The organism is Aneurinibacillus thermoaerophilus (assembly GCF_900099925.1).
Taxonomy (GTDB): domain Bacteria; phylum Bacillota; class Bacilli; order Aneurinibacillales; family Aneurinibacillaceae; genus Aneurinibacillus; species Aneurinibacillus thermoaerophilus.
In genome coordinates, this window is record NZ_FNDE01000013.1 from 1 (window position 1) to 24862 (window position 24862).

General features: G+C 44.5%; 21 protein-coding genes. All 21 read right to left on the minus strand.

Going from position 1 to position 24862, the window contains the following annotated elements; genetic code table 11:
• The coding region (locus tag BLR88_RS08410) for a glycosyltransferase (protein ID WP_091260440.1) at window positions 1–971 on the minus strand (971 nt) is incomplete at its 3' end.
• Between the two features lie 76 nt (window positions 972–1047).
• Window positions 1048–2451 carry a class I SAM-dependent methyltransferase gene (locus BLR88_RS08415; protein WP_091260442.1) on the minus strand — a complete coding sequence of 468 codons (1404 nt, stop codon included), beginning with the start codon at window positions 2449–2451 and terminating at the stop codon, window positions 1048–1050.
• Entirely contained in the window at window positions 2451–3677 is a 1227-nt protein-coding gene (locus BLR88_RS08420) for an ABC transporter ATP-binding protein (protein WP_057897462.1), read from the minus strand. Before BLR88_RS08420 ends, BLR88_RS08415 begins: the two co-directional genes overlap by 1 nt.
• On the minus strand, window positions 3677–4465 hold the full coding sequence (locus tag BLR88_RS08425) for an ABC transporter permease (protein ID WP_057897461.1): 789 nt from the start codon (window positions 4463–4465) through the stop codon (window positions 3677–3679). The genes BLR88_RS08420 and BLR88_RS08425 overlap by 1 nt, the downstream gene beginning before the upstream one ends.
• Before the next feature lie 12 nt (window positions 4466–4477).
• Window positions 4478–5407, minus strand: a complete 930-nt coding sequence (locus BLR88_RS08430) for a GDP-mannose 4,6-dehydratase (RefSeq protein ID WP_057897460.1) — start codon at window positions 5405–5407, stop codon at window positions 4478–4480.
• 20 nt (window positions 5408–5427) lie between these two features.
• A complete protein-coding gene (gene gmd / locus BLR88_RS08435; protein ID WP_057897459.1) occupies window positions 5428–6399 on the minus strand; it encodes a GDP-mannose 4,6-dehydratase in 972 nt (323 codons plus the stop codon).
• 67 nt (window positions 6400–6466) lie between these two features.
• Window positions 6467–7012, minus strand: a complete 546-nt coding sequence (locus BLR88_RS08440) for a helix-turn-helix domain-containing protein (protein WP_236781943.1) — start codon at window positions 7010–7012, stop codon at window positions 6467–6469.
• A 211-nt stretch (window positions 7013–7223) separates the two neighbouring features.
• Window positions 7224–9875, minus strand: coding sequence for an S-layer homology domain-containing protein (locus BLR88_RS08445; RefSeq protein ID WP_057897458.1), 2652 nt, complete (start codon window positions 9873–9875; stop codon window positions 7224–7226).
• 249 nt (window positions 9876–10124) lie between these two features.
• Window positions 10125–11780, minus strand: coding sequence for an RCC1 domain-containing protein (locus BLR88_RS08450; RefSeq protein ID WP_057897457.1), 1656 nt, complete (start codon window positions 11778–11780; stop codon window positions 10125–10127).
• Between the two features lie 275 nt (window positions 11781–12055).
• Window positions 12056–13201 carry a glycosyltransferase family 4 protein gene (locus BLR88_RS08455; RefSeq protein ID WP_057897456.1) on the minus strand — a complete coding sequence of 382 codons (1146 nt, stop codon included), beginning with the start codon at window positions 13199–13201 and terminating at the stop codon, window positions 12056–12058.
• Window positions 13202–13246: 45 nt separating this feature from the next.
• On the minus strand, window positions 13247–13993 hold the full coding sequence (locus BLR88_RS08460; protein ID WP_057897455.1) for a WecB/TagA/CpsF family glycosyltransferase: 747 nt from the start codon (window positions 13991–13993) through the stop codon (window positions 13247–13249).
• 181 nt (window positions 13994–14174) lie between these two features.
• Window positions 14175–14843, minus strand: a complete 669-nt coding sequence (locus BLR88_RS08465; RefSeq protein ID WP_057897454.1) for an acetyltransferase — start codon at window positions 14841–14843, stop codon at window positions 14175–14177.
• A gap of 10 nt (window positions 14844–14853) precedes the next feature.
• Complete coding sequence (locus BLR88_RS08470; RefSeq protein WP_057897453.1) at window positions 14854–15873, minus strand: NAD-dependent epimerase; 1020 nt, start codon at window positions 15871–15873, stop codon at window positions 14854–14856.
• Between the two features lie 141 nt (window positions 15874–16014).
• On the minus strand, window positions 16015–16650 hold the full coding sequence (locus tag BLR88_RS08475; protein WP_217639383.1) for an Ig-like domain-containing protein: 636 nt from the start codon (window positions 16648–16650) through the stop codon (window positions 16015–16017).
• 197 nt (window positions 16651–16847) lie between these two features.
• Window positions 16848–18026, minus strand: coding sequence for an RNA-guided endonuclease InsQ/TnpB family protein (locus tag BLR88_RS08480; protein WP_091260444.1), 1179 nt, complete (start codon window positions 18024–18026; stop codon window positions 16848–16850).
• An 85-nt stretch (window positions 18027–18111) separates the two neighbouring features.
• Window positions 18112–18552 (minus strand): hypothetical protein, encoded by a 441-nt coding sequence (locus BLR88_RS08485; protein ID WP_091260445.1) that lies wholly within the window; start codon window positions 18550–18552, stop codon window positions 18112–18114.
• A 19-nt stretch (window positions 18553–18571) separates the two neighbouring features.
• A complete protein-coding gene (locus tag BLR88_RS08490) occupies window positions 18572–19927 on the minus strand; it encodes an O-antigen ligase family protein (RefSeq protein ID WP_091260447.1) in 1356 nt (451 codons plus the stop codon).
• 28 nt (window positions 19928–19955) lie between these two features.
• Entirely contained in the window at window positions 19956–21293 is a 1338-nt protein-coding gene (locus BLR88_RS08495; RefSeq protein WP_057897450.1) for a lipopolysaccharide biosynthesis protein, read from the minus strand.
• A gap of 40 nt (window positions 21294–21333) precedes the next feature.
• Window positions 21334–22953 (minus strand): hypothetical protein, encoded by a 1620-nt coding sequence (locus BLR88_RS08500; RefSeq protein WP_057897449.1) that lies wholly within the window; start codon window positions 22951–22953, stop codon window positions 21334–21336.
• Window positions 22954–22955: 2 nt separating this feature from the next.
• A complete protein-coding gene (locus tag BLR88_RS08505; protein ID WP_091260448.1) occupies window positions 22956–23738 on the minus strand; it encodes a YveK family protein in 783 nt (260 codons plus the stop codon).
• A 24-nt stretch (window positions 23739–23762) separates the two neighbouring features.
• A complete protein-coding gene (locus BLR88_RS08510) occupies window positions 23763–24854 on the minus strand; it encodes an S-layer homology domain-containing protein (protein WP_057897447.1) in 1092 nt (363 codons plus the stop codon).
• Between the last annotated feature and the right edge of the window lie 8 nt (window positions 24855–24862).

The following is a 24862-nucleotide window of genomic DNA, read 5'->3' on the forward strand; positions in this document are numbered from 1 at the left end:
TGTATGCGTTCTCTAAATATATTTTCTGTATTCTTTTTAGAAAAAAACTCTAAACGTTTCTTTTGATTTATAATCATTCTTTCTTTAATCTTAGGTGTGCTTAATACGATATGCATTAACTCTGCAATCTCTTTATATTGCTTTTCTAATACAAGAATCCCGCCATTCCCTAATGTTTCACCTATTGCACTACTCTTGTAGGCTATAATAGGAATTTCAAAATGCATCGCTTCAACTAACGGCACGCAAAACCCTTCATGCTCACTCATACATAAAAAAAGATCCGCGTTTGTATAATAAGCCAATATCTCTTCAAACGAAATATGTCCTGTTATATACACATCTTCTAACTGCAACTCTTTAACAAGCTCCATAAGCTCATTATAGTACCTCTCCATCCCACTATAAGAACCTACCAAAAACAAGCGAGAATCTTCATTAATATATTTTTTATAATAATAAAACACTTTGATAATATCTTCTTGTTTTTTATTAGGGGCTATACGACCAACAAATAAAATATTAGTTATATGCTTTTCTGCTTTGAATTTTTCCATCAGCTTTTGACTTGGATTTCTTTTATAATCTTCGAAGTTTATAATAATTGGTGTTACATGTGTATTTTTATAGCCCAATTCCTCTAACTCTAATCGATTATATTCAGAATCAGCCCAAGCATAATCAATATATGGTACTAAAAACTTTAATTGTCTTCTACCTTCTATACAAAGCTCCTGAATTTCTTTATAATCTCTAAAAAAAACATCAGGAGTGATATTATGATAAATAAGAATTTTTTTTCCCTTAAAATTAGGCAGTTTATATGCAAATGGATAACCAATCGCCATATGATAAATCAAAGAACAATCCTTTGGGCAACTACTTATAGGCAAAGCAACCTCTTGCATTGCAGGATGAATTGATTCGGCATAAATCTTGGAATCAAAACCCATTTCATTTAACAAATTCATTATATTTAAGACGCTATTACTAACCGCATCTCCGGGACTGATAGAAGGTAATAGTTGATTAATTATCAATGAATATTTACTTCCTTCCTACAACATAATAATCTTGATTACCAAAAATTATCTCATTCCAGACTTGCAAAACCTGATTAAATTTATCTAGTGAATTTGACTTAACACCCTCTAATTCCAAGTATGGAAGTTGTGTACTTTCATGATTTGGAGAAAAATAATGTATCTCAACATCAAAGAAACCTGCTGATTCTAAAACAAACTTTGAGGTATATGGATGAACTGGCTTTACATGGGTAGGATCCATATAAAAGCTCTGTGCAAAAATTGATAGACTACGTGGATTTGGTGTCTCCGCAATAAAGTAGCCCATTGGTTTTAACTTCCTATAAGAGATATTTACAAGTGAGATAAATTGTTCGGTTGTTAAATGTTCAATAACTTGTCCTAAGAAAATACCATCTACCGAACGATCAGGAACAGAATTTAAATAGGAAAACAAATCACTTTTAACTATCGGAAAACCACGATCCTTGCAATATGCTACCATGTCTTCATCTATATCTACACAAGTAACTTTTATTCCCTTAGAAAGCAAAAGTTCTGTGAATTCTCCACGCCCACATCCAAGGTCTAAAACATACTGTCCCTCAGAAAAATACTTTAGATACTTCTTTTGTCTATTTATAATCTCTTCTCGAGAACCTCTGTAATATTCTTCAAATAAATAGTAGTCAAATTCTGTGTCCGTTTCCTTAATTTTTTCTTCTAAAGAAACTACGTCTATATTCTCATTTGAAGTTAAAACTTTACTTTCTTTATTTTTCAACATTCTCTCAATCCGACGCAATCTCTCTGTTTGTACTCTTATTGTATGATAAATAGGTTGTATAGTGTTTTTCTGTTCTTCATCAAAAAGTTTTAGTCTCTGTTTCAGCTTTTGTTCTAACTTTTGTTCTAGCTTTTGTTCTAACTTTTGTTCTAGCTTTTGTTCTAACTTTTGTTCTAGCTTTTGTTCTAGCTTTTGTTCTAGCTTTTGTTCTAACTTTTGTTCTAGCTTTTGTTCTAACTTTTGTTCTAGCTTTTGTTCTAGACTTTCATTATAATCTGTTATTTGCTTAACTTGTTCAATAAGAGGATTAAGAGTACGAACAACATTTGCATTGAAATTTATTTGCTTTTTTACACCCGGATTCACATACCAGTGAATTAGCTTACGAATTAACCTCTTACAAAATACGATTAACCGACCAATAACTTTACGGTTCGATTTGATAGGATAATCTAATGAATAATCCCAGGTTTTTTGTAATAAATGTTGCTCTATTTCTAACTCGGTTAGATAATTTTGACCGTTAACTACTACTTTTTCCGGGATTTCTCGTACATCTCCTCTTGCCAAAACGTTCTCTTTAATTTGTCTCATTATGTCTTTTACATCAATTTCAGCATCATCAAATTCGATTTTCATTAAACCATTACTCCTTTACTAAACTCTACTGTAGCTTTTAAATAACACACACCTACAAACGGAGCCTCGTCACCCGGAACAACCTGTAATAAAGCAGCATGATCCCACCATTCGTAGTTCTTCGCTGTATGTGTATGCCCCTCGTGTGCTGCTACAGTTAAACTATAATTTCCTATACCAAAATTAGCAGGAATTTTAAATATAACAGAAAATTTTTCACCGATTTGTAAACTTTCTATATTCTTTTTTAAGTAGTAAGTATTCGTCCCGAACACTTCGTTCCCTAACCTATCTTTAAACATAAATCCAACAGTTGGACAATCAATTTTTTTCATACATTTCAAATCAATTTTTATCTCTATTTCTTCCCCTACTTGGACAGCATTCACCTTACGATTGCCAGAAAACAACTCAACTTTTTCAATTTTAATATCACCGTTACCAGATCTAGTATCTACTTTTCCATCTTTACCTATGCTCTGCTTAATATTATAATCTGCTTCACGCTTGGCAATAATTGCATTATAATAATCCAGTACCTCTTCAGGTGTCCCTTCTTTAATCATTATCCCCTGATCTAAAAGAATTGCTCGATCGCAAAGATTTTTGACGGCACCAGGATCATGTGAAACAAATAAAATTGTCGTTCCCTCACTACGAAACTTTTTTATTCTATCAAAGCATTTATGTTGAAAATAGGCATCTCCTACAGATAAAGCCTCATCAACAATTAAAACATCTGGTCTTATAGCGGTCGCTACCGAAAAAGCTAAACGAACAGCCATACCGCTTGAATATGTTCTCAACGGCTGATGAATATAATCTCCAATTTCAGCAAATCTTTCAATTTCAGGAAGCAATCTTGTAATCTCTTCATTTGATAAACCCATTAATTGTCCAGACATATATACATTTTGTATGCCTGTAAAATCAGGATGAAAGCCCATGCCTAACTCAAGTAAAGCTGCCACCCTTCCATTAACTTTAAATTCTCCTTCCGAAGGCTGTGTTGTACCTGTTAAAATCTTTAACAATGTACTTTTCCCAGCACCATTATGTCCTATAATGCCAACGGATTCCCCTTCTAAAACATTAAAAGATAACCCCTTTAAAACAAATTTTTCCTCATGTTTTTTACGACCAGTTATCCACTCAAACAGTCTATGCCATTTTCTAGCATATTTTTTATACTTTTTCCCTAGGTTCTTAACCTCAATTCTAGACATTAAATCTCGTCCACCATTTCTTTTTCCAGCTTTTTAAAAGTCACATACCCTAATAACATCATAATTAAAGCACCTAAAAACGGAATGAATAGCTCATTCCATTGTGGCCATTTTTGATAAACAAAAATAGTTTGAAATGACTTAACTATTGGATACATAATATTTAATTCAAAAATAGATTTAAATTTCTCAGGAACAGCTTTGATAGGATAGACAATAGGCGTTAACCAGAACCAGAATTGCAAAAACACGCCAAACGCATGCCCTATATCTCTAAAGAATACATTTATTGTTCCAAGGAACATCCCTATTCCTACAGCAAACATTTGCTGCAATAACAAAAGAGGAAAAACACCAAGAAAATACCAACCTGGGAACTGGCCTGTTATTAACAAAAACACAATAAACAAACCAAAAATAATACTGAAGTTAATCGTCGAAGATATCACCACATAAATAGGTAATGAAGTTCGCGGAAAGCTCACTTTCTTCAATAAGTTCCCCTGTTCTAAAAATACATTTTGAAAACGTTGTAATGTTTCAATAAAATAATTCCATGGCAGTAGTCCTGCACACATATAAATACTATACGCCAATGAGTTATCAATCTCAGGGAGTTTAGCTCTCATTACTTGAGAAAAAATGATTGTATATACTACAATGATTGCTAAAGGATTAAGAATAGCCCACAGTGAACCCAGTATTGAATTAAGATACCTAGATTGAAAATCGCGAGCTGCTAACCCCCAAATAAATCCTCTGTATCTCCAAATTGCCTTTAAAATAATTTAGCACCTCTCTTATGCTTGACGGTAACTTTGTAAAATCTCGAATAAAGACTTTTCAAGAGGAATTCTTGGTTTCCACCCTGTAGAATCCTTCAATCTTTTATTAGAACCTATAAGAGTTGGAACCTCAGAAGGTCTTAATTGTAACGGATTTAACTCAGTATCAATTTTCACATTAGCCATAGCTAGTAATAAGTCAAGAACATCTTGAATCCTTGTGCCAATTCCAGAACATACATTATATACGTCACCTGTTTTTCCATATTGAGATAATAACCAATATGCTTGCACAATATCGCGTACATCGGTAAAATCACGAACAGCCTCTAGATTTCCAACTTTTATAATTGGTTCCTGCTTTTCCATCTCAATATCAACAATCTGTTTAGCAAAATCCTGCGTAACAAAACCTAAACTTTGACCCGGGCCAATATGATTAAATGTTCTCGTATGAATAATATCCATCCCATATGCTTTGACATATTGTCTAGCAAGCATCCCAACAGAAGCTTTACTTACACCATAAGGACTCATAGGACGTAATTGGTTCTCTTCCGATACAGGTGATTCTTCTGGTAATATCATTCCATACTCTTCAGAAGATCCTATGGTCAGTATACGACAATCTAGATTACTGTCGCGAACTGCATCCAATACATGCAAAGTACCAAATACATTTGTAGAAAATGTCCCCTTTTTATTAAGCCAAGAGTCCTTAACAGAACTCTTGGCTGCAAGATGAAAAATATAGTCTGGCTTAATATCAGAGATTACCTTTTTAACCCTTTGAGAATCCATAATATCTAATGATATCATTTCAACGTTAGGTAATTTTGCTTCATTATTTCTAGATGTCCCAAAAACTTCTACATTTTGCTCAGTTAGATGGTTAGCTAAATATTTGCCTACGAAGCCTGCAACTCCAGTGATTAGGGCTCTCATTATTAATACACCTTCATTATTTATTTTAACTGTTTACGGATTAAATCCATATCATTATCCACCATCATTGTTACTAATTGTTCAAAAGATGTTTTACGTGGATTCCATCCTAGTTTGTTAATTGCTTTACTAGCATCTCCCAACAATACATCTACCTCGGCAGCCCGGAAGAATTTTGGATCAACAACTACGTAATCCTCATAATTCAGCCCTACATGTCCAAAAGCAATCTCACAGAATTCACGAACGGAATGCATTTCTCCTGTCGCAATCACATAATCATCTGCTTTTTCTTGCTGTAACATCAACCACATACATTCAACATAGTCTTTTGCAAAGCCCCAATCACGCTGTGCATCCAAGTTCCCAAGACGAAGTTCTTTTTGTAAACCGTGTTTAATTCTCGCTACCCCGTCTGTAATTTTACGTGTAACGAATTCTATACCACGTCTCGGAGATTCGTGATTAAATAAAATCCCTGAACATGCGAACATATCAAAACTCTCGCGGTAATTCACAGTAATCCAGTGTCCGTATACTTTTGCTACACCATATGGGCTACGCGGATAAAATGGAGTCGTTTCTTTTTGTGGCATTTCAACAACTTTTCCAAACATTTCACTAGAAGATGCTTGATAAAACTTAGCATCTGGTTTTTCCATTCGCAATGCCTCTAAAATATTTGTAACTCCCAGCGCCGTTACTTGACCAGTTAAAATAGACTGTTCCCATGATGTTGCTACAAAAGATTGCGCTCCTAAGTTATATACTTCATCCGGTTGAATCTTTTTTATAATTGCCACTAGCGAAGATAAATCTGTCAGATCACCGGAAACTAGTGTGATTTTATCTTTTAAATGCTCGATATTAACCATAATAGGAGTACTAGTGCGACGAATTAAACCGTACACTTCATATCCTTTTTCTAATAGTAGTTCTGCTAAATAAGAGCCATCTTGTCCTGTAATTCCTGTAATTAAAGCTTTTTTCATAATTTTGCTCCTCCAAAAAAATCTACATAATCTTTCAAAATAAAAACTATCCATATTTATAAATTGTTTATTTTAATTGATTCCACACTACTAACGCATTCTCTTCTTCAAACTTCCCTTTTAACTTTTCAAACCCTTGCCTATTTAATATCAATATCCGAATCTTCCTACGAATTAACTCTTCCGCTTTCTCTACTAACACCTGTAAATACCCCTTATCAACTCCGCCTACAATCACCAAATCAATAATCCCGGAGTCAATCCCTTTTGCGTAATCACCAGTAATAAGTGCAAGCTCCACATTTCCAAGTTTACGCAATACCTCTTCAATTAACTGATCAATGCCTATGTATTTCTTTACAATATTATGTAAGTCCTCAAATAGCGCGTGACCACGGTTGGCGCGGTACACTTTCGTCCGGCCTTCGCTTTCTGCCTCCAGCAAGCCCGCTTCTGTCAGCCGGTTCAGTTCCACGCGCACCGCGTTGGTCGACTCGCCGAACTCTTCCGCCAGCGAACGCAAATAGCCGCGCGCTTCTGCGTTCAAAAAAAACTTCAGCAAAAGTTTGATCCGCGTTTTCGACGTAATTAAATAGTCCAGCAATTTCTTCACTCCGGAACATCCTGCAAAAATCAGCAGGAAAGTAAATCATTTCCGAGTAATAATTTTACTCGTCATTTTATTAGACGTCAACCGCAGCGGTTTGTTGCGGTCAAAAAATTTTTTCGCTTTGTTTATTTGAACTGTATGCCCTGAATAAACGCGCATTTCACATCGAATCATAGAAAAGACTCGCGGATGAAAGCCGCGAGTCTTTCTTCATTTAATTTACCTTCTCTATTTCGTACACTTCATTATTCAGCAGGTAAATCGCTACGTTGTCACCTTTACGCAGACCGCGCAACAGCGATTGCAGGTTGACCTGACGGTTAAACAGGCTGTCCGGCAGGTAGTAGCTTTGCTTCGCGGTATAGATTCGGTCGCCCAGCGGATCAAGCGAATTAAAGGTAGTCTCGACTTTCGTCAGTACAACGATACTTTTCGCGCCATTGGTTGCCTCTGCCACCTGTACACGATCACCCGGTTTCAAAACGTTGATATTCGTATATTGGCGGTCGCCAATCTGAATCGTTGTTCCATATGCGGCAGTCACTTCGCTGGTCACGCCGTTTAAGTCACGCACCACAATCCGGCCCATTTCCGGAGACACAGATACAACTTGTCCATATACGTTCGGCACAATCGCAATTTCTTTGAGATCATCACCCAAATATGTGGCCCGTAGCACATCGCCCTTCTTCACATCAGACACTCTCGGGTACGGGATACCCGGAATGGAGAAGGTCACGCGGCTATCGATGATGACATCATGCGATCTTCCATTTTCATCCTGTACGGTGAGGCGATTCGAGTATGTGCCCCCATTTTCTGTAACACGGTAAACGAACGAGCGTTCCACTTCAATATCCGTAATCTTGTTTCCATTCATCTTCATCGCGATCTTGTCGCCAATCCGCAGATCGCGCAGATCCTCACCGCGCACATCGTAAATCGTAATATCTACCTTCGGATCAACTACGTATACTTTCGTTTCGCCTGTTGCCAGCTTCACTGTCAACAACTTATCATCCGTATTTACGCGTACCACTTCGGCCCGGACGCGGTTATCGGCGTTAATATAGATAATTTTGTTGTCTTCGTTCAGCTGAATCGAAACGTTCATATCCTTATCCAGTGCATCCAGCTCTTTTTTCGATGAACCGTTAATCAAAATCTCCGCGTTGGAAACGACCTCGTACGCCTTGAGTTCACCGTTGGTGGTCTTCAGCGAAAGAATACGGTTCTTTTTATCCAGAGCAAAGATGCTGCCGGACAATAAGTCTTTATTGTTGTAGACGGTACGATTCTTCACAGCCAGTGACGTAATCATATCCTTCTGTACTTTAAATTCCACTTTGTCGCCGACTTTCACGTCCGCCAGCGTAGGCGCAAGCGCACCGTTTAGCGTAATAATGGCGTTCTGTGCAACCGTATATGCCTGAATCTTTCCATCTTCACCTTGCAGAGTTACGAATCGATCCTTATCGCTGATCGCCTTAACCGTTCCAACGTCTCCCCCATTTGTTTTGCCGGCTTCCGCTTCGACAACAACCTTGCTGACGATGCCGTTCGTCAGCTCCAGCTTAACCTCATCGCCCGGAAGTAAATCTTCGATGCTCGGGAACCGCTTGCCTTTGTATTCGACATACGTAATATCACTGTACTGGTACGTCTCCAGTTTTCCGCTGGACGCTTTAATCGTCAGCAATTTGTTTTGCTTGTCGACATCATAGACACTGCCTTGCAAGCTTTGTGCCTTGCTTAAGCCCGTACGGAACAATTCAGAAACCTGTCCATCCGTGTTCAATCTGAATTCTACCTCATCGCCGTTCACAAAATCGGAAAGCTTAAGCCTGTCCATTCCTGCTCCGATTACCGCATCCTTGGCGATCGTATAAGTTTGCAATTTTCCATCAGCCAGGCGCAATACAACCGTGTTGGCTTCTATAAACACTTTTTCCAGTACCGCTTTGTCATATTTCGACTTTTGTTTAAAGTTGATGACTTCCACGTATCGAGCCTGTCCATTTTCACTAATAACGAGCAATTGACTGTCCGTTCCCAGATTAGCGGATGTTGTCTTTACATTTCCGTTATAAAACTGGGTGTCGCTTGTAATGGTATAGCGGTACTGTTCCTTGCCTGACTCATCGGTCAGCGTTAACGTATTGCCGCTTACGCTTTGCAGATAACCGATGCGGGTGTTAGCCGATTCAATCTTAAGGAAACGTTCTCCCTTGCTGAGCATGGTGACCATTTCCGCGCGCGTTACGGCACGGTTCGGCTTGAAAGCCGTTCCTGCTCCTTCTTTGTATCCGGAGATTAAGTCATTCGCAACAGCTACATCTACATACCCCTTCGCCCAATCCGGAATGCTTGATCCGTCGGTAAACAAGGTGGAAGATGCTTTGCCTACTTCCGACTCCTTGTCAATCATGCGAACCATAAGCTGTGCGACCCAGGCGCGCGAAGCAGGCATATCTGGATAAAAGTTTTTCTCCGTTGGCTTAATCAGACCTTTGGAAATCGCCAGCGCAACGGAACCTTTTGCCCAGTCCGGCACACTGTACGGAATCGCCGTACTCTCGTATTTTTTCGCTTCTTCCGTAAGTCCCATATTTCGGACAACCATCGCCAGCGCCTGCAATTGCGTTACACTTTCGTCCGGTCTAAACGTTCCGTCGTTATATCCGGCCACCACATCGCGAAGCCCCATCTTCAAAATATACTGGCTGGCCCAGTGATTGGCAGACACATCTTTAAACTGGCCGGATGCAGCATTCGACGCGGCATCAGCCACAGCAGGTAGAAGTCCGTTTACGCTAAGCAGTCCGGCAAGCGTAAACGGAACGATAGTACGTGTAATACGCTTCATGTCTCACGGTCACTCCTCTTTCTTGTTTTTGTATCATGTCATTCTCTACTATACTTAATTTTAAAAGATTTTGCAGGTAACGTATACTAGACGAAGATAATATTGTAAATGTTTCAAGAAAGCCCCGCGGTCTTTGCCCGCTTACCCTCATGTTTATATAGCAAAGGCAGAACGCTACGTTGCGAGTTTTTCAAGCGATATCATCAGAAAACAGTCCGGCTGATGGAGCAGCCGGACTGTTTCGCACTGCTAAAATGTAGGGGTTTTTGCGGGAGCCGGCTGGTTCTTGGCGGTTCCTTCCCCTAGTTGCCCTGCTCCGTTTTCGCCCCAGGCCCAGACCGTTCCGTCCTCTCCAATGGCGAAACTGCTGCCGGACTTCGCATATACTTGTTTGATATTTGATAGTTTGCCAACCTGAACAGGCACGCTGCTTTCCTTTCCTTCTGTTTTTCCTATGCCTAATTGCCCTTGATTATTTTTGCCCCAGGCCCAGACTTTTCCGTCTTCATCAAGCGCAAGCCCGTGATCTTCACTTACAGAAATCATCTTGATTTTAGTGAGGACTTCGATTTTTACAGGCATCAAACGATTTTCTCTCGTTCCATCACCCAATTGTCCTTCATCGTTCTTGCCCCAGGCCCAAACCGTTCCATCACTCTTCAAAGCAAAATTGCTGTCTCCAACCGTAAAGAGCTGCTGGACATCGGATAAAAAGTTAACCTGGACAGGAGTTTTACTAGCACCATTACTACCATTACCAAGCTGGCCGAAATCGTTATTGCCCCACGCATACATATTGCCACTCCGTTGAAAAGCGATGATATGGTTCGTTCCCATGACGATCCTGGAAATTCCTTTCAAATCATCAATGCGGACAGGGATGTAGCGGTCTTTGGTCGTGTCGTCGCCAAGCTGACCTTCATTGTTACGGCCCCACGCATAAACCGTGCCATCATTTTTTACGGCAAACGCGTGGCCCTGACCGCCAGCAATGGACGCTATGTCCCGCACCTCCAAAACTCTCGTGGGCGTTTTAACAAAGGCTCCTGCTCCTTCGCCCAATCCCAGCTGGCCGTATTTATTGCTGCCCCACGCATAAATGGTGCCATCCTTCGTTAATGCCAGACTATAGCCATTGCCATCACTGTCGTTGGCCGCTACGACTTCTATAACATCGCTCAATCCTTTTACCTGTACCGGCGTATTGCGTGACTGGTTCGTACCATCGCCCAGTTCGCCGGATTTGTTTGTGCCCCAGGCCCAGACCGTTCCGTCGTTGGTCAGCGCCAGGAAATGCTCCTTGCCATTCACAATGGTTTTTATATCGCTCAGCTCTTTAAAAAGCTGCGGGGTCGCAAGGTTTTTGCCTTGTTCTGTTGTCGGTAGGAAGTTTTCCTTTCCGCTTCTCCAAACTTCTTTTTTACCGATGAAGAAGGTGTGGTCTTTATCTCCCTGAATGCTTACAATTTCATTTTGAATTTGGAATTTCTGTGTGACCGAGGCGCTGAGTTTCTTGCCTGACTTGGCGTAAATACTATCGTTTACGCACAAAAAGTATGTTTGTCCCGATCCATATCCGTTTGTGGGCGGTTTGACCGTAATGGTTTGATCTTTATCGCCAAACACAAGCGTGACAGATACTTTATTACCGGATTCATCCTTTACGAACAAAGCGCTATCATCGACCGTATAGCGTTCGATTGGCGTATTAAAACGAATCACCCATCTTACGTCAGTCGGCTGTTTGGCTTTCGCGTCCATTCCGTTTTCGGTCTGGATGCTGACAACAGCCGGCGCTCCTGTTTTGATTTCCTGTGCCAAAACAACCGGCGCTCCGGGCAACCATGCACCAGATAGTAACCCACACGCCGTGACCAACGGAATCAACGTGTTCTTTTTATTCATCTTTTTCCTCTCCCAATTATTAATAGTCGATCTAATTATTATTCTACTTTATTATAGGTCTTTTTTAGAAGAAAATCGTTTTATTTCCTTTATGATTTGCAAGCGAACGTTTTTGAGCGGCGGGAGCGAAGCAGCCATAACGCGAGGAGAATACTATAGAAAACGCCAAAAGCGTCCAACCAGACGTCAAGCAGCATGCCGTTGCGGTGGGCGGTAAAAAGCTGGTGGAAAAAAGCCTAATAAAAAGACGAGCGCCAAGCACTCGTCTCTTTCACTCATTGCTTTCCTGTTGTCATCTGCTTGATTCTGCGCGCCGTTTCCAGAAGCGGTTTTTTCTTCTGGCCGACCCAACCGATGAGCTCGGCGACAAGTTGCAAAATGAATAGCAACGCGCATACGATAATGAGCGCGCCCCACAGCGTTGACTGCGAGAACACAATCGCCGCAGTCGCGAATACGAAGCTGATACCGTAGATTGCCAGCACTGCGCCGCGGTGAGACAATCCCATCGCCAGCAGGCAGTGATGTAAGTGCTCCTTGTCTGCCACCGAAATCGGCTGCTTATTGAGGAAACGACGCACCATCGCAAAAATCGTGTCCGACAGCGGTACCCCAAGAATCAGAATCGGTATAATAAAAGCAAATAAGGTTGTGTTTTTGAAACCCATAATGGATAATGTCGCCAGATTAAATCCAAGGAACAAGGCGCCAGTGTCGCCCATAAATATTTTAGCCGGGTGGAAATTGTAACGGAGAAATCCAAGAATCCCGCCCAACAAGATCGCACAGTACAGAGCGACCACTGGATTTGGCATCACGAATACCGCCATAATCATCATCGCGGCCGTGGCGATGCCCGATACACCGGCGGCCAGTCCATCCAGCCCGTCAATCAGGTTAACCGCATTCGTAATCCCAACAATCCAAAAAATTGTAATCCCTATGGCAATCCAATCCCACTCAAAGCTTAGCATGCCCTGAAATGGCAAATTTACAAACTCAATTCGCAGGCCATAGTACACAACAACCGCCGCAGCCACAATCTGGCCTAATAGCTTCAACTTTGGAGACAATTCGAAACGGTCATCGAGCGCGCCCACCAGCACAATGATCGTACCGCCAATAAAGATTCCCAACGTCGCCCGAGAATACGTCTCCACCATCGCTTCAGAAGAAATGCCCATCTGCTCAAGAAACGGGCCAATTTTCTCAAGGAACGGAGGGAATACCAGCAGGTACGCCGCCAAAAAACCGAGGTAAATCGCAAGTCCTCCAAGACGCGGCATCAGACGCTGATGAACTTTACGGTGATTGGGCTTATCCACAGCGCCGACAGCAATCGCGAGCTTTTTCACAAGCGGCGTCGCTATGAGCGCCACGACAAGCGAAAGAATAAACCCGTAAATATAACTACTCTCCATGTTTCCTCTCCTTATATTTTCAATTATATCCTTCAGTCTTTTGCTTCATTTTCTACGCAGTATAACTTGATTCCACAGTACCGATAGCACGAACTTCGGCAAAAGCAACTGCCTTCTCCAACGCTTCGGCTGCGACAGAAGACGATACAGCCATTCCAGATTCAGTTTCTGCCAGACTTCAGGCGCCCGCTTGACTTTACCGGACAGTACGTCAAAGCTGCCACCGACGCCCATCGCCAGATTGACCGGCAAATCGGGCAAATGGCGGGCGATCCACTCTTCCTGGCACGGGGCGCCAAGCGCCACAAACAACAGGTGCGGGCGTTCCCGCTTGATATGATCCAAGATGTTCTTTTCCTCTTCCTTGGAAAAATACCCGTCAAAATGCCCGCTGTAACAAGCATTAGGGTATTGTTTCTTTAGTGTTTCCGCAGCTCCCGCGCTGGATTCGGGAGACGCACCAACCAGCATGTATTTCCAACCGTATGTATCGGCTTGCACCATCAAAGCGTGCAGCAATTCGTAACCCGCCACGCGCTCCGGCAATGGTTCGCCAATCCAGCGGGACGCAAGTACGACGCCAATTCCGTCCGGGGTAACCACTTCAGCCCGGCGCAACAAGTTCAAGTACGAAGGATGCTGGCGTCCCATCATAACAATCTCCGGGTTGGCCGTTACGACTTGTGTTTTCTTGTTGTCCACAATCCGGCGGGTGAGCAGTTCAACCGTCTCCTGCTTGGTCGCATGCAGAAACGGTACACCCAAGATGGTGACCCGCTTACATGTATCCATACCTGTATTCATCCATTCCCGTTTTTCTTCATCTACATACTAAGGTGGTACAATCCTCCATATAGATTATACCGCCTCCATTTTATATTAGATCCGACAAAAGTACAAACAAAAAAAGATCCCTTTTTCTCGACAAAATTTCACAACCTAGAGCTGTTGATTATGGTGAGTGTTTCCTCGTTTACTCATGGAAAGAAAGGATATGCTGCTTTATTGGCCTGGCGGGAACGCCGACCGCCGTACAATGGGCAGGCAAAGGCTTAGTAACGACCGCTCCCGCACCAACAACTGTATATTCACCGATTTCCATACCAGGAATCACGACCGCGCCGGCGCTTATCTGCGCCCCTTCGCGAACCGTGACATTGCCGGATAGGTTCGCACCCGGCAAAACCGCCGCATAGTCTTCAATGACGCAGTCATGGCCGACCGTACAACCGTAATTAATAAGCACGTGTTCGCCGATGGTGACATTGGTCGTAATGACGCTGCCCGCGCATATCGTCGTACCTTCGCCGATCTTGTTTTCATCGCCGCATACGGCAGTCGGATGAATCAAAGTAGCAAATTGTGCGGTCGGCTGCCATTGTTTTATGTGCTCTATGACTTTCTTTTTCACCTGCGGACTTCCTATCCCGCAAATGACAAACACATCCCGGAAGCGCGGTTCCGCTAACAAGTCCAATGGACCGAGCACCGGAAATCCATTGCGTATCTCTCCGTGAATGGATGGGGTGTCATCCAGATAACCGAGCACTTCCCACTCAGGCCGGACATTGTTGATGTCTTTGATTAGCTGGACGGTTTCCCTTCCTTGACCGCCCGCACCAAGAATAATGATTTTTTTCATGTTATTCCCCCTATACTCGGTAATACTTCCGATACCATGCCGCAAAACGATGTAACCCATCCGCAAGCGGGGTTTGTGGACGATAACCAGTCGCGCGGATCAGCTCCTGCACGTCAGCATATGTATCCTTTACGTCGCCCGGCTGCAACGGCAACCATTCTTTTTTTGCTTCCCGGCCAAGCACCTGTTCAAGCGTCTTAATAAATTCAAGCAACGAAACCGGTCGTTGGCTACCGATATTATAAATCCGGTACGGCGCATAGCTCGACGCCGGGTCCGGCGCTTCCGTCCTCCAGGCCGGGTTCGGCACCGAAACACAGGACATTAACCGCACAATCGCTTCCACCGCGTCATCAATATACGTAAAATCACGCTTCATATTTCCCCGGTTAAAAATTTTTATCGTTTCCCCGGCGAGAATGGCGCGGGTAAACGAAAAATACGCCATATCCGGCCGGCCCCATGGCCCGTAAACGGTAAACAGACGGACACCTGTCGTCGCAAGACCATATAAGTGGCTGTATGTATGGGCCATCAATTCATTCGCCTTTTTGGTAGCGGCGTACAGGCTTACCGGATGATTCACGTCATCATGTTCGGAAAACGGCTGCTTGCCATTCGCGCCGTACACCGAACTTGAGGACGCATACAACAAATGCTTAACCCGATGATGGCGGCACGCTTCCAGCATATTTACAAATCCGGTTAGATTTGAATCAGCATATACATACGGATTCTGCAAGCTGTGACGCACGCCGGCTTGGGCGGCCAGATGAATAACTATTTCGATTCGATAGGCGGAGAACAAGTCTTCGATTGCCTGCCTGTCCTCAAGCGCCGCCCGTACGAACGTGAAATGGGGTTGTCCGATAAGCTGTGCAAGCCGTGCTTGCTTCAGCGATACATCATAATAATCGTTGAGGTTATCAAGCCCGACCACAGGATACCCTTCGTGCAGCAAGCGTTTTACCACATGGAAGCCAATAAAGCCCGCACATCCTGTTACAAGAATGGTTTCTTTTGTTCCCATAAGCCGTTCCTTCTCTCTATGTTTGTTTTTTACTATTATACAATAGAACATTCACGGTAGCCGGTCGGGCCGGCAAAACATCTACCACAAAAAAATGCCCCCTGCCGGCGTATATCATCCGGCAGGGGGCTGGCTTTCTTCCTAGTTTCTGTCTTTTTTGTCGTTATTCTTTTTGTCTTTCTCTTCTTTATTTTTATCTTTTTCTTCTTTATCTTTGTCCTTTTTTGGTTCAACCGTTACGTCAAGCTTACCAACATCAATGCTTTTCAATTTGGCAGTAATGGTTGTTGTACCCGGCTTGTGCGCCGTTAACTCCCCTTTCCTGTTGACCGTCGCTACTTCCGGATTCGAAGACTCCCATGTTACACCCGAGCGAATGGATATTTTGCGCGGGAATGAAACATTTACTGTAAGCTGTTTGGTCTTGCCCGGAACAAGGCGACCCGGCTGAATGGACAGCGTTACATTTTTCCGGATGAATGCCTGAAGAAAAGCATTACGTGCTACATTATTTGGATCGATCTCCGCTGCCAAACGTTTTCTCATTTGAATGACTTCATCGATAGAAAGGGTAAGTTCAGCAAGTTTGTTTGCAAATTTCTTGTATTTGCCGTGCTCCAATGTTCGCTTAACAGCATCATCAACAATGTCATCCAGCGGTTTATTCGTATCCACCATATGATCCATCATGAGGTCAGCTATAATTTGCTTGCTAATATCCTTAACAAAATCAAGTAAATCTTTTATCCCAAACTCGTTCCCAAACAATTTTTGCAATGTAGCAGAATGCTTTTGTATGAACCTCCCCCACTTACCATAGGTTGAAGTAGGGGTTTCTGAACTATCCACCTCGATAGAACAGGCGATCAGCGGGTTGTCGCTGATCTCACAGACACGTGCCGTCTGCGAGGGGAATCATTCAGCAACACACCCTTACGGGCGTGGGTCGGAACAAACCATCTACTACTTCTCGCTTAGGCGATCCGTAGATACGTGGGTTTCTGTATTTCAAACGGCAAGGACTGAATCCGATTTTCATACAACACTTTGGACAGTAGATTCGCCGCACCGTGAATGTCCCGATGTTGGGTATAGCCGCACGAACAGCGATACATACGCCCACGCACGTTCTTTTTCGCCCCGCAAACCGGACAGGTTTGCGATGTATAGCGTTCCTCGCGCTTGTGGAGCATGATGCCTTTCGCTTTCAGTTTGTACATTAGGTACTTCTTTACTTTCCCAAACTGCCATTGGCTCATTCGCTGATTGTGGCAGCGAGAACGTTTCTTTTTCTTCTTTCGCTGGACGCCTTCGACGTCTCCAAGGTAGACTTCGTTCACTTGCTGGGCGACCACCCATTCGACAAACTGTTTCGTCGTTTTGTGCAAGGCATCCTGTAACTGGCGTTTACTTTTAGAAAGAAGATATTGTTTCGCCCGATTGTACCGCTTCCACTGACGGCTGTATTTCTGGCACTTGCTCATTTTTCGCTGAAGCTCTGCAAGCTTCTTGTTACGCAGGCGGTGAATGCTTCGGATTTTGCGTCCGGTCACAATGAGACTGTCTCCAGTTGTTGCGACGGCCGCAAGCGTATGAATTTCACCTGGGTCAATGGCGCATATATGCGAACCCGGCGGGTTCGGTGCTTTCTTGCCATCGTCGTAGGTAAGACACAGATGCAGGCCCCGGTCGTAGACGAGTTCAATCTCTTTTACAGTTCCAGCGGGTAACTGAGTCACACGAACAACAAGCGATGCTTGACGCTTGCCTTCCCAGATGCCGCGACTCAACAAAATGCGTCCGTTGGGATGAATGGTAAAACCGTCCGCCGCCCACTTTGTGTTGAAATACTTCTTTTGCTTATATGGATAGCGGACGTTCGTGTGCCCTTCCTTTCGGGCCTGATGTGCGCTATCTCGCGCCCAAAGATATTTGTGGCACACAGCTTGTATGCTCTGGCTGTGCATTGGGAAACGACGCTTCAAGCGTTTTTGCAGTTCGGTTTTACCGATCCACTGCCCGGTTTGCTGGTGGTAGACTTTCGCTTCAGCCAAGCACGTATTCCACACTTCTGCCGAGAAGCGATTTAAGGCAAACAGGGCATCTATGGTGGAGCGCGATGCAGTAAAAGCGACTTTTGCGGTTCGAATCATTCGAATCCCCTTCTTTCTCAATACGAACGTACATTCCTAGTATACAACGAATAGAAGAGAAAAAGAAGCGCGATTCATCCCCCACCTACGCCGGAGGCGTGGAGGAAGGGGACTTCTCGCGTGTTATGTTAAAAGAAAGCAGGTTTTCTTGTAGATTATCCGGCGTATAGAAAAGCAGCGTAAAGTCACGAAGAAGAAAAGTCGCTTCTTCAACTGTTACGCCTTTTTGTTTTGCCGCTTCAATAAATTGCGGATTTTGAATCACGGTATCGCGCCACCAAATCAGGGACTTTTCCTGAATCGAATCGCGCACCTGGCGAAGCTGTGCCTTTCCCTCTGGGGTTAAGCCCTTAAGAACCTGAATAAACTCTTCAATATAGTCCGCTTTCATCCCCATCACAAAGTCATCCGCCTTCTCTTTTGCGTAAGAAACCTGCGGCGCAAAAGCAGCGACCGAAGGCAAGGCTACGGAAGCAGCCAGCACAGGCAGAAGCAACTTACGCGTAAACTTTCTTTCCTTCTTCATACTCAATCCCTCCATTTTCTTATTTAAGCGCATGTGGCAACCCGGCCAGCAGGGCACCAAACAGCCATACCCAGCGATTATCATATAAATCTCCACTAATCTGCGCGGCGTACAGACTGAAAAAAAAGCAAGTAATGACAGTAGCTATCAGAGAAACATCCATCCCTGAAAGTTCGCTCTTTTTCTTGCTTATCATTAACCGTACGGTTGCAAACGCAGCTACTGCCAGTACAATCAGAAATGCCGCAAGCCCAATCGCACCCAATTCGCACATCACTTCCAAAAAGATGTTGTGCGGATAGCGAATTTCTTCGGAGTACATCCGGGCAAACGAACCTGTCCCCCATCCTGTGAACCAGCGCTGCTGGAACAGATACCAGGCAGCCTCAGCAAATACAAAGCGGGCATCCACGGACGTCCCTTTATCTTCCTGAAACAGTAGAGTAAGCCGAATCCATGCGGTTCCTCCGGTAATCTTCTCCACAGGAATAACAGTAAATATGGAAACAAGAAGAGCACCGACAATCCCCAATGTCAGCAGAAAGCGGGAGCGCTTCTTGTTGCTGCTTTTCAACCAAATCAGTAAACCATACATGACAAGCGCCAAAATAAATCCAATGAACGCCTGCCGCGAGCCGGAGTAAAAAGCGGCAATTGCGTAGATGGCAAGCGCGATATAGCCGCATACCGCAAAACCACGTACTTTAATACAGTTAATTAGAAACAGCGTACTCAGCGCCCCAATAACCATAAATCGCCCGAAAACATTCGGACCGCCACCCAGTGCAGAAATTCTCCCATTAGCCAAACCGCCGCTCAGGACGCCGCCCGCGATCCCCAACAGTGCCAGGCCAAATGTGATGACAGCCAGTCCAAGGAAAAAGTTCACATAATGCTGCCGTGACGTCACCATGCTTAACGCCAGCACAAGCAAAGGCAACGTGTAAAAAGCAAACTCTATCAACTTTGTTGTCCCATAGGAAGGAGAAACGGAATACATCACTCCGGCTGCCAGCACCGCCAGGAAAAGCAAACAGGCAAATAAATAGGCTCTACTAAGAAGAGCATGAAATCTGCGGCGCATGATCATTACGAATACAGTCAAACTCAAGCTGAGAGCGGCAACATAGACCGGGCCATCTATCGTTTCCAGGAAAGGAACACGATTAAAGCGTCCGCCCAGCGATGTAATAACCAGCCCCAGCTCCGGCAGCGCAAAGATCACAAGCGCAAGCAGCACGACCACCAGCAAACCAATGATTTGAATAGCCGGAATGCTTACGCTCAGAGCAGCAAGCATCACACCCAAAAGCGACATACCGAAAAAAGGCAACATTCTTTCTTTGAGCCGGGGAGCTACGGTTTTAAACGACATATACTACAACGCCTTTCCGTGTCATTTTTTATGCGACATCTTTTGCTGTTTTATCTGTTCCGCACAACTTCCGAATGCTCATTGCCGAGAGGAAAAACAGAATCACATACCCGACTGCCATAACGCCTCCGTATAAGCCAATGGCCAGCGCAGGCGGAGCTTTCCACCAGGCCGCGCTGACAAGCGCGGCGATAATCAGCACGATCCGCCCGATCTGCCAAATAAGATGAACGTGCTGGCATTCAATAATATCAAGCGTCTGCGAGAGCGGAAATACAACAAACTGAATCAAGTACATGAAAGAAAGAATCTGGATGTATCGCCCCGCTTCGTACCAGATGCCTCCAAATACGAGCGCAAACAACTGCGGACCGGCGATCCCAAGCAACAAAGAAGGAAGGAGGCCAATGAAAAACAGTTTCTTTGCTGTTTGATAGAATAGACGAAGCAACTGTTCCGGATTTTGCCGGGCGAGCCGGGAAGATTCACCCGTATAGACCTGGGCTACAGATTGCCCGATCATGGTCATGGGCACACCGATAACCCGCTGTCCAAGAGCGAACCAGCCAAGAACCTGCGGCCCGTAGAAACTCGCAAGAATAAGAGCAGGCAGCTGCAAGCCGCTGCTGTTAAGAAGCCCGGACCAGCTGGAGAATAACGGGAACCGATAATAACGACAGGCCGCCTTTCCCACACCAGAAAGTGAAATCTTCCGCAAAATATGCCGGTCATAACGCCACGATAGCAGCGCTAACGTTCCGCTGCCGCTGACCCGTCCAACTACATCTCCATAAAGCAGGCCAGCCGGCCCTTTGATAAATAATCCTGCCAATATCTGTGTACATACCATTCCGAAGCTTTGACTGAATTTCGTACGTGAGATGCTGGCGAATCTCTTATAACGAATCGCCCAATAGTTAAGAGACTGGTAGAGACCCAGCCCCAGAAAGCTGACAGGCAGCAAAAACAGATACGGCAGCATCTTCTCTGCCTTCAACGATAATAGCAGCGTATCGCCGAACAAAAAAACAGCCGTACCTATGAGCAGCGTCATACCAAATACGACCAGGACAGATAAAGCAAATACATTGGCCGCTGTCTCTTCTTCTTCCGGTAGAAGGATCGCCAGCTCATACCGTAAAGATGAAATAACTACAAGAATCGATAACATAGCGGTAAATACCGCCAGTACACCGAAACTCTCCGGCGTATATAGCCGGCTAAGAATAGGAGATGCAAGGAGTAACAAGCCCTGCGTAAGCGCCGTGCCCCCTGCCAATACCACGACGTTTCTGGCAAATTTGCTTTTCGGCAGCCTGCGCTTGATTTTTTCTACTACCCCCTGAACCCCTGCTATTCTATTCACATAGTCCGCCTCCTGTATGTTCACTCAATTTATTTGCAGTCTACTCATTGCGAATTCCGCTTGATACCAGTGTGTAGTCAGCCGGTTTCGTATAAATGGCCATACCTCCGACCACCGCAGCGCCGGAGCCGGGAGCGATCCCAAGCCACACCCTCGCCACTTCAGGCCCAACAACGAAGAAAAGAGGATCGCTGTTGTCAGAGCCTGTAATATATACACCTCCATACCTTTTTTCTGACCAGTACGGAACATTTTCTTCCTTTCCTTTCAGCCACCCTCCATGTTTCGCGTTTACGATATTGCCCCTGGCATCATAACCTTTTATTACAACTCTCCCGGCACTGTTTCCCGGAGAAGCGCGTTTAACAACAAAAGATTTTACTTTTCTTGTATCGATCATGACGCCAAGCGCCGTATCTTTCACAATAAACGTACCATCCTGATTTCTGCTAATTGCCTGGCCGCTGACGCTACCAAGCACATCATTGGATCCGTCAGTCAAAAAAGACATGCCCACAAATGAAATGTGGCCGTCTGGCAGCATGCGGAACCGCTCAGACAGGTTATAACTGGCCAAAAGGTGGCTGTGCTCTTCCAGCACCCGCTCGGAAGCGCTACTGGTAATTGTGGACGGGTACAGGGAGCGATCATCAATACGCGCCGCTCCCATACCAGTCGAAATGACATTGTCACTGCTACCGTTAACGATACGCGCTGCATACGTACCGTTTCCTTCGTTCCGAATGTATTCAAACGTATTAAGCTTTCCATGTTCGATAAGAATTGGCAGCGCTTCAGCCCCCTGAACCAGCCCACTCTGGCTCAACTCAAAACTCGGTTTAATAAAAATATTATTATTGTTGTTTTTATACGTTCCATCCTGGCTTGTAATCACAACTCCGATTCGATCCTCGTTCGCATGAAGTGAGGGACGTACCGAAAATCGGCCTCCCATATACAAATTTTCGTTTATCCAGCCAATGCGACCGTTCTTTCCCTTTTGATTGGTCAGTTCCACTCCGATATGATTACCAATAAACTGACCGAGCCGTACTTCATTGTAGGCAAATCCTTTGCCAGCACCAATAAACTGGCTTCCTATGGTAAAGCAGTCGGCCTGTCGAATATCAATAAAGGAAGATGTGGCATTAAAAATCCGAATCCCGATCGCCTGCTTCGCCGGATCACTGGAAAGCCAAGCAGACTGCTTCTTTCGAATGACAGCAAGACCCGTGTAGGATGCCCGTGTCGTTTTCCCCTGCTCGCCAATTGTTACGAACGGTTCATACGCATCTCCTGTATAAATCAGGGGAGCGTGCTGCTCAACCGAGACATTCGGCGGTATCTGTATCGGGGTATCCAGGGCATAGCCCTCGGCAGGAGGAAATACCAAGACAATATTCGATTCAGGAGAAAATTGTGATGCTGACAGTTTCTCCGCATAAGCAATGGCTTGCGAAACGGCCAATGCATCATTCGTTTTACCATCCCCTACCGCCCCGAATTGCATCACATCTATCATTCGTTTTGCTTTCTGCGCGTCCTGCGTATTTCCGCCTTGAACGTTAACCTCCGGCTTTGATAGCAAAACAAACCCTACAGCTACGAAGCTCATGATAAGACTCAGAACAGATACATAGGTTGACCATCGATGCTTCATGTCTACTCCTTTGTCAGCAGTTGGGAGCCGTCTTCATATACAAGCGGTACGATAAACCTTTCTTCTTCCGCTTTGCTCTTTAGCTTGGAAGAATGTACAGGTATGGCGGCAACGGTACCGAGTACCGGAAGATCAAGATGACTCTCAATTTCTTCTTCTGTACGTATTCTCCGATCTGTTAATTCCAGCAAAAATGCCAGTCCAACCGAAACCGCCAATCCAAGAAAGAAAGCTGTACTGATATGCAACGCCAACGTTACCAACTTAGTCGAAGACGCCCGCTCCGCTTTTGCCTCCGCCAAAACTTGTATGTTTTCGATGTTCATCCGTTTAACAACTTCACTTTGGAAGGTAGCAGCGAGCATATTCGCTATCTGTGCTGCCTTTGCCGGATTACGATCTTCTACGGTAATGGCCATAACCTGCGAATGACGTATGCCGCTTACGCTGATTTTCTTGGCTAATGCTTTCCCTTTATCCGGCTCCCCCAGTTTCCCGGCAACAAGTTCCAGAAGGGAAGGGCTGATAATGATTTCATTGTAGGTTTTAATCAGTTCTACATTCGCCTCAAGCTCCGAGGCAGGAAGCAAATACATTCCGCTTTCCTGCCTGGCCTTATGAATCAGCAACTCAGCGGTCGCCTTATAAGCAGGAGGAATGAAAAAAAAGCTAAGCACAGCGCTGGTTAAGACTGCGGTTAGCGTGATGGTCACTATCATAAAAAGATATCGCTGCAAAACACGAAGAAGTCCTCGTACATCACTCTGTATCCGGTATTGTTCCATGCCTATTGTCCCTTACTGAGCCATTTACTTTACATCAAGCAAACGTTGAATGATGACAGCAACCTGGGCACGGTTGGTTTTTGACTTCGGCGCGAAATGATGCTGATCCATTCCCGTGATGATCCCTTTTTCTACTAGCAGGGCTACGTTTGCTTGCGCCCATGTTGCAATATTCTTCCGATCTGCAAACTTCTCTAACTGTTTCTTGTGCTCCGCAGCAGGCTTTATACCCATCGTTACATCCAGCGCGCGAGCGACCATGGTCGCCATTTGCTCCCGTGTCACCGGCGCATTCGGATCAAACTTGGTTTTGCTCACACCGCTCACGATATGGAGGCGCGCCGCAATTGCCACATCAGCGGCAAACCAGTCTTCGTTTTTCACATCGGTAAACGAAGGGGATGGACCTTCTGCTGTTTTCTCATTTAACTTGAGCGCCTGAACCAGCATACGGGTAAACTGTGCCCTGGTTACATGGCCAAGCGGTTCAAATTTGTCTTCGCTTATTCCATTCAATACACCCGCCGCCACAAGCGCTTGAATCGCTTCTTGCGCCCATGGTACTTCTCCTAGATCAGTAAAAGCAGGCACCGGTTTGTCTTCGGGTTTTGCAGGTTTTTCAGGTGCTGGCTGAACCGGCAACTGTTCCGGTTTTTCCGGTGCAGGTTCTGTCGTTTTCACCGGTTCCGTTACCGGTTCCTTGATCGGTTCTTTTGCCGGCTCCTCCTCTTCATTCGGAGATGCTGTGATTTGGTCTTTTGCCTGCATTACATCTTCAATCGTGATATTGGATTCGCGTACTTCCTGCTTCAGCTTTTCATATTTCTCCGTGTCAACCGTTTGTTTTACCGCTTCTTCCGCAATTTGCTCAAGCGGCTTATTCGGTGATTCCAGCATTTCCTGCATGGCTTTTTCTTTGATCATCTGCTGTTCTTCCGGGGTGAGTTGCTGCAATAATTCTTTCATTTTTTGCACTTTGCTATCCGTTACATCCTCCGTTGCCGCCTTTGCCGTTGTGGTCCATCCTATCGGCAGCAGCGTAACAGAAGGCATTGCCACCGCAGTCGCAAGCAGCGACAACGCCAGTTTATGTCGAAATCCGTTTTTCTTGTTCATATCTATCC